This window comes from Ilumatobacter sp. (genome assembly GCF_041688325.1).
Taxonomy (GTDB): Bacteria; Actinomycetota; Acidimicrobiia; order Acidimicrobiales; family Ilumatobacteraceae; genus Ilumatobacter_A.
Genome location: NZ_JBDNIJ010000372.1, coordinates 1 through 6,155, shown reverse-complemented (window position 1 = coordinate 6,155; position 6,155 = coordinate 1). Strand labels below are relative to the sequence as shown.

The following is a 6,155-nucleotide window of genomic DNA, read 5'->3' as shown; positions in this document are numbered from 1 at the left end:
CGGTGGTGTGCGCGGCGTGGTCGACGAGGCCGCAGTCGATGCCGGCGAGGTGCAGATCATCGCCCCTGATCAGTTCATGCGCGAGGCCGTCTTCGAGAACGTCATTGCCGGCCCAGCGATGGGCCGACGCGCTGCCTACCAATTCGGCATGACGCTCCCGGCGGGACCGATGCAGCACGTCGACTGCGGGCTCGGCAAGGCCACCCCGGTGGGTTCGGTCGGGCTGATCCCGCCAACGATCTCGATCATGGAAACCGGTCAGGAACTGATCGTCGACGGCATTCGGATTATCTTCCAGCTGACGCCGGAGGCTGAAGCGCCCGCCGAGATGAACTTCTTCTTCCCCGACAAGGGCGAAGCAGGTCCCGACGGCAGGCCAATGGGCTGGCTGTGTATGGCCGAAAACTGCTCACACAACATGCACAACCTCCTTCCCCTCCGCGGTGCGCAAGCGCGTGACTCACTCGGTTGGTCGAAGTACATCAACGAAGCACTTGAACTGTTCGGCGCTGACACAGCGCTGATGTTCGCCAGCCACCACTGGCCCCGCTGGGGAACTGACGACGTCGCAGGGTTCCTGCGCCAGCAGCGCGACCTGTACCGCTGGATGCACGACCAGACCATGCGCCTGGCAAACAAAGGGCTCACACCAACCGAGATCGCTGACGAACTCGCCCTGCCGAGTGCGTTCACCGATCAGATCCACACGCGCGGCTACTACGGCGCACTCGTCCACAACGTCAAGGCGGTGTACCAGCGCTACCTCGGCTGGTACGACGGGAACCCTGCCCGACTCTGGAATCACCGGCCCACCGAAGCAGGCCGCCGCTATGTCGACCTCGCCGGTGGCGCCGACGCCCTTCTCGCGCACGCTCAGGCAGCATTCGACGAGGGCGACTACCGCTGGGTCGCCGAGGTGGTCAACCACCTCGTGTTCGCGGACCCGACGAACAATGCCGGCCGCGAGCTGCAAGCCGATGCGTTGGAGCAACTCGGCTATCAGGCCGAGTCGGCCACGTGGCGCAATGCGTACCTCACTGGGGCAATGGAGTTGCGCGACGGCCCACCGGCCGCGCGCCCTGCACCATCGCGGCCCGGCATGGCGGCCGCGCTGACGATCGACATGATCTTCGACGCCCTGGCAATTCGCCTGAAAGCCGAAGAGGTCGCAGGCGAACGAGTGATCTCCAACTGGCAGTTCACCGACCTGGAAGACGGTGCAGGCTCCGGGTCATGGGTCTTCGCGCTCGAGAACCAGGCAATCCACTACGTCCACGGCCGCCACGCTGACGATGCCGCGGTCACGGTCACCCTGACCAAGGCCGACTTCATTCAGATCACCGGTGGTGCCATGACCTTCATCGACGCCGTCACCGAGGGCAAGGTGCAACTCGAAGGCGACCCATCCGTCCTGGTCACGATCTTCGGAAACCTCGACACCTTCGAAAGCGGCTTCCCCATCGTCGAGCCGTAACGCAGGTTCACTCTGGTTCGCCTGGTCACCCGCCTCCGTAGTGGTGGAGCAAAGCCAGGGGCAGTCAGCAAGTCGCTGACGACCCCCAGCTCCGTTTCCAACTCAGGTCTTATTTACCGCCCTCCTTGAGGACAACGGTCTCGGGTGTGTAGTCATTGCCGAAGAGGTCTGCGCCGTCGCCGACGAGGGCCCATGCGGCCTTGGTGATCTCCGTGGTGAACGCGCCATCACTCGGCGGCGCGGTGAGGACCGTTGCGCCTTCGAGGTTCGGTGTGTTCTGGCTGATCGTCACGGTGCGGTCCCAGTCAGCACTGTTCAAGAGGCCAACACCGTCGGGTGCCGGCCAGATGAGCTTGTTGACTTCATTCATCATCCACTGCTGATGACTTTCGCCAAGCGTGGAGCCTGCGTTGGTGACGATCGTCGCGCACTCGGCGACGTTGTCACGGCAGTAGGCCCATCCCTGCAGCGACGCTGCAACGAATCGGGTGGCCTGATCCTTGTACTCGGCATCGTCGGCAAGGCGCCCAGCGTCGGCCCAGACCGCGTCCTGGAGCATGCCAACGCCAACTTCTTCGTAGCTGATGACATTGAAGTCGTCGGCCGTGTAGAGCTCGCCGGTTTCAGGATTGATGGCCTCGAGGACCTGGGCGTACTCGTTGTACGTCATTGCCTCGGCGGCATCGATCTCGCCTTCGAGCAGTGCGACCATGTCGAACTGCTGGCCAACGAGCGTGACATCGGTTGCCGGGTCGAGGCCTTCGGCGCCGATCGCAGCGAACACTTCGTACTCGTTACCGAAGCCCCAGTTGCCGATCGTCTTCCCGGCAAAGTCAGCCGGTGAGGTGATACCCGAGTCAGCAAAGCTGACCTGCAGCGTGCCCGACCGGGCAAAGACTTGTGAGATGTTGACGATGTCAGCACCTGCCTCACGGGTCTGGAGTGCCTTGGGCACCCAAGCAATGGCGAAGTCAACGTTGCCGGTAGCGAGTTCAGCCTGCGGCACAATCTCGACAGCACCTTCCTTGATCTCCACGTCAAGGCATTGGGCTGCAAAGAAACCCTTGTCGGCTGCTGCGTAGTAGCCAGCAAACTGTGCCTGGGTGAACCACTGCAGCTGCAAGCTGACTTGGTCGACCGTTTCACACGCCGCAGCGTCACCGCCCGCGTCGCCAGAGGCGGACGAATCTGCCGCATCATCGCTGCCACAGGCCGCGGCAACAAGCCCCAGCACTGTTGCACCGACGGCAATTGCCTTCAATGATTTCTTCCTGTTGGTCATGGTTTTCTCCCCCGAGGCTTCCCTCAGTTGTTGTCGGATGTTCAGGTCAATTGATCAGCTGATTGCTTGCCCCGTTGGAGGCGCTCGAGCGCGACCGAGATCACGTAGAACGTCAGGCCCAACGCCGACGCTCCAATCACATATGCCCAGGTGACATCTTTACTGCCGTTGAGGCTGCTCCGGACGCCGGTCGCAAGACCGTTCTGGACACCGCCGAAGTACTCGGCAACGAAGGCCGTGATCACGGCAAGGGGAGCCGAGATTCGCAACGCTGTGAAGAGATAGCCGAGAGCATTCGGCACGCGAACTTTCAGCAAGATCGCTGACGGTGAAGCGGCGTACGAGCGCATCAAGTCGAGGTGTGTCGCGGACACCTGGCGGAGGCCTTTGCTGACATTGACGAAGACGACGAAAAAGACGATGAGTGCCACCATCAGGCGGCGCGGTATCTGGCTCGTCGTGCCGAACAACATGTTGTTCAACACCGGCACGATCACCACGATCGGGATTGCGTTGAGGGCAACCGCCAACGGCGTGATGAGTTCTTCAAGCAGCCGAAAGCGAACGGTGATCAAGCTCATCAGGACGCCCATGAAGGTGCCGATGAGCAACCCCACCAAGGCGTTCGTGCCGGTCACCAGCGTCTGCTCGAAGACCTCACTGATCCGCACGGTGAAGGCCGACCAGATCGCAGTTGGCGCCGGCAACACAAACGGTTGGATGTCAAAGACTCGGACGAGGAGCTCCCAAATCGCGAGGAAGCCAACACCAAAGGCGAGCGGAGGCCAGGCCGCGCGGCCGAATCGGCGTATCGCTGTACTCACCGGTCTTCGATCCCCCGAGCGCCGTCTCCCAATTCGGCGCCGCGCAGTGCTTCTCGGACTTCGGTGATCTTCTTATAGAAGGAATCGCCCTCGCGGGTGCCTTCATCACGGTTCTTGCCAAGCCCAACGTCGATGACGTCAGTGATCCGGCCCGGTCCCGCCGACATGACCACCACGCGGTCGGACAGGTAGACCGCTTCGGGAATCGAGTGCGTGACAAAGACCACCGTGGTGTTGGTGACCTCGCAGATCTGCAGCAGTTCGGCTTGCATATGTTCGCGAGTCATCTCGTCGAGCGCACCGAACGGTTCGTCCATCAACAAGAGCGGCGGATGCGACGCCAAGGCACGAGCGATGGCGATGCGTTGTTGCTGGCCGCCCGACAGTTGCCACGGCATGTGCGCGCCGCGGTCGGGTAACTTGACCAGGTCAAGCATCTCTTGTGAACGAGCCGCCCGCTTGGCTTTGTCCCAGCCCTTGAGTTCGAGCGGCAGTTCGATGTTTTTCGCAACAGACCGCCAATCGAACAGGCCTGACTGTTGGAACGCCATGCCGTAGTCCTGGTCAGCACATGCTTGCTTCGCCGACTTGCCGTTCACCTCGATGGTGCCTGCGGTTGGTTCGATCAGATTTGCAATCAGACGAAGCAAGGTCGACTTCCCGCAGCCGGACGGCCCAATCAGTGACACAAATTCACCCGGGTCGACAGTGACATCGGTGTCGCGCAACGCGTCGACTTGCCCTGACGTTTCGGCGTTGAACACCATCGAGACGCCACGAACATTGACTGCCGGTTGACCCGTCACCCTCGCTCCTCCTGCGGACGATTCCGCATTACGTACGTTTCACAACCGACGATCATGGTGAACATCGCGAGGCCGAGTGCCGACGCAGCGAACACTGCTGCGTACACCGAGGCCGGCTGTGACGTGACCTTCTGGCTGTAGTCGATGGTCGCATAGCCGACGCCGCGGAGCCCACCAAGTGTGATCTCGGTGACGATGACGCCGATCACCGCTGCGGTTGCAGCGAGCTTCAGTCCTGGGACCATATATGGGATCGCTGTGGGGAACCGCAGCTTCCGTAGGGTTGTCCACCACCCTGCGGCATAGCTCGCCATCAGCTCAAGTGAGGCTGGCGGGGCTGCTTGCAAACCACGCAACGTGGACACCGTGATCGGGAAGAACGACAGGAAGGCTGCGAGCGCGACCGCAGATGTCCATTGAGGCCAGTCGAGGCTGCCACGAATCGCCGTGACCTGCGGAGCCAGCGCGATCAGTGGGATGGTCTGCGACAGGACAACATATGGCAGCAGGCCTCGCTCGACGATTCGAAAGCGCGCCATCAGCACCGCCAGCAGCACACCGATTGCGGTGCCGACAATCAAACCGGCAACCGACATTTGGAACGTGTACCAGGAGTAACCGAGCAGTACTTGCCACACCAGCTGGCCGCGCTGGCCGATCGCCGGGCGCGTCAACTCTGCGAACATTTCCCAGGTGTGTGGCATCACACGGTCGTTGGTCTTAGGAATGAGCTTCCAACCGAAAATGTCGCCTCCGGCGTCTGGCCCGAGAGCTTTATAGACCTCCCAGCCGATAGCGACAAGGCCAAGCGCGACGACGAACAGGACCGAGCGCCGGGCGGCGCTTCTCACTCTCCTGGTCACCATGTCGTCACGCACTCCCCTAATACCGCTCGCTGGTCGTGTTCGTTGTCGTCATACTCTTCCGGCTCTGAATGTAGCCGGTGGACGGTTCGCGCATTGGAAGGAACGGCCGCTCTCGGTCACACGGGCCCAACCGGCCTCGCGGTGCAATCGGTGACGCGGCCGATCGTCGGATCTCGTGCACCATGCGTCACAACTAAGGTGCTGCTCGCGCTGTCCACCACCGTCAATCCCGAAAGGCCCTGCATGCTCTTCCCCGTTCGCAAGATCGTGAGTCTGATCGAAGAAATTCGCTCCGATCATGGCCCCGCCCCGGCAATGCCCCTGCTCAAGGGCGCAATCGCTGCGGTCGTTGGCAACCCATACGTCGGGCAGTACGTCGACGACCTCTCGCCGGCCACAGCTGAGCTACGCGCACTCGGCGAAGAGTTGGGGGGCCAGCTCATTGCCCACCTCGGAGGCGACCCTTCCAGCATCGAGAGTTACGGCAAAGGCGCAATCGTCGGTGGTGCAGGCGAGATTGAACACGGCGCCATGTGGCACATTCCCGGTGGCGGCGGAATGCGCGCCGCCATTGGACGAGGTACGTCGATCGTTCCATCGACGAAGAAAGTTGGTCCGATGGGTGCTCGGCTCGATGTTCCGCTGACGCACCTCGATTGGTCGTACGTGGGGAGCCACTATGACGCCATCGAGATGGGTGTGTCAGATGGCCCCCGACCCAACGAGATGGTGTTGATCTTGGCCATGGCGACCGGTGGGCGCATCAATGCTCGCCTCGCTGGCGGGTTCACGATCGAGGATCAGGGCAAGCCAGGGATGCCGGCATGAGGGTCGCAGTCATCGGGCTCGGTCGGATGGGTTGGCCAATCGCTGGACATCTTGCTGACCCCGAACATGGCCATG

At 62.0% G+C, this 6,155-nt stretch carries 6 protein-coding genes; 2 read left to right on the top strand and 4 right to left on the bottom strand.

From position 1 onward, the window contains the following. On the top strand, positions 1-1,474 hold a 1,474-nt coding region (locus tag ACH2EI_RS19025), incomplete at its 5' end, for an alkyl/aryl-sulfatase (protein ID WP_395161169.1). A 109-nt stretch (positions 1,475-1,583) separates the two neighbouring features. Here the strand turns inward: ACH2EI_RS19025 and ACH2EI_RS19020 are convergent. The 4 genes from ACH2EI_RS19020 to ACH2EI_RS19005 are packed head-to-tail and all read right to left on the bottom strand — an operon-like array spanning position 1,584 to position 5,237. Beyond that, positions 1,584-2,756 (bottom strand): ABC transporter substrate-binding protein, encoded by a 1,173-nt coding sequence (locus tag ACH2EI_RS19020; RefSeq protein WP_395152826.1) that lies wholly within the window; start codon positions 2,754-2,756, stop codon positions 1,584-1,586. 41 nt (positions 2,757-2,797) lie between these two features. Then, a complete protein-coding gene (locus ACH2EI_RS19015) occupies positions 2,798-3,580 on the bottom strand; it encodes an ABC transporter permease (RefSeq protein WP_395152827.1) in 783 nt (260 codons plus the stop codon). After that, positions 3,577-4,347, bottom strand: coding sequence for an ABC transporter ATP-binding protein (locus ACH2EI_RS19010; RefSeq protein WP_395152845.1), 771 nt, complete (start codon positions 4,345-4,347; stop codon positions 3,577-3,579). The genes ACH2EI_RS19015 and ACH2EI_RS19010 overlap by 4 nt, the downstream gene beginning before the upstream one ends. Before the next feature lie 35 nt (positions 4,348-4,382). Further along, entirely contained in the window at positions 4,383-5,237 is an 855-nt protein-coding gene (locus tag ACH2EI_RS19005) for an ABC transporter permease (protein ID WP_395152828.1), read from the bottom strand. 258 nt (positions 5,238-5,495) lie between these two features. Between ACH2EI_RS19005 and ACH2EI_RS19000 the strand changes: the two genes are divergently transcribed. Next, a complete protein-coding gene (locus tag ACH2EI_RS19000; RefSeq protein ID WP_395152829.1) occupies positions 5,496-6,080 on the top strand; it encodes an amino acid synthesis family protein in 585 nt (194 codons plus the stop codon). Positions 6,081-6,155: the final 75 nt, after the last annotated feature.

Excerpts from the sequence above, each read along its gene's own strand:
- ACH2EI_RS19020 (WP_395152826.1), bottom strand. The coding sequence starts at position 2,756 with ATGACCAACAGGAAGAAATCATTGAAGGCAATTGCCGTCGGTGCAACA.
- ACH2EI_RS19010 (WP_395152845.1), bottom strand. The coding sequence starts at position 4,347 with ATGGTGTTCAACGCCGAAACGTCAGGGCAAGTCGACGCGTTGCGCGAC.
- ACH2EI_RS19000 (WP_395152829.1), top strand. The coding sequence starts at position 5,496 with ATGCTCTTCCCCGTTCGCAAGATCGTGAGTCTGATCGAAGAAATTCGC.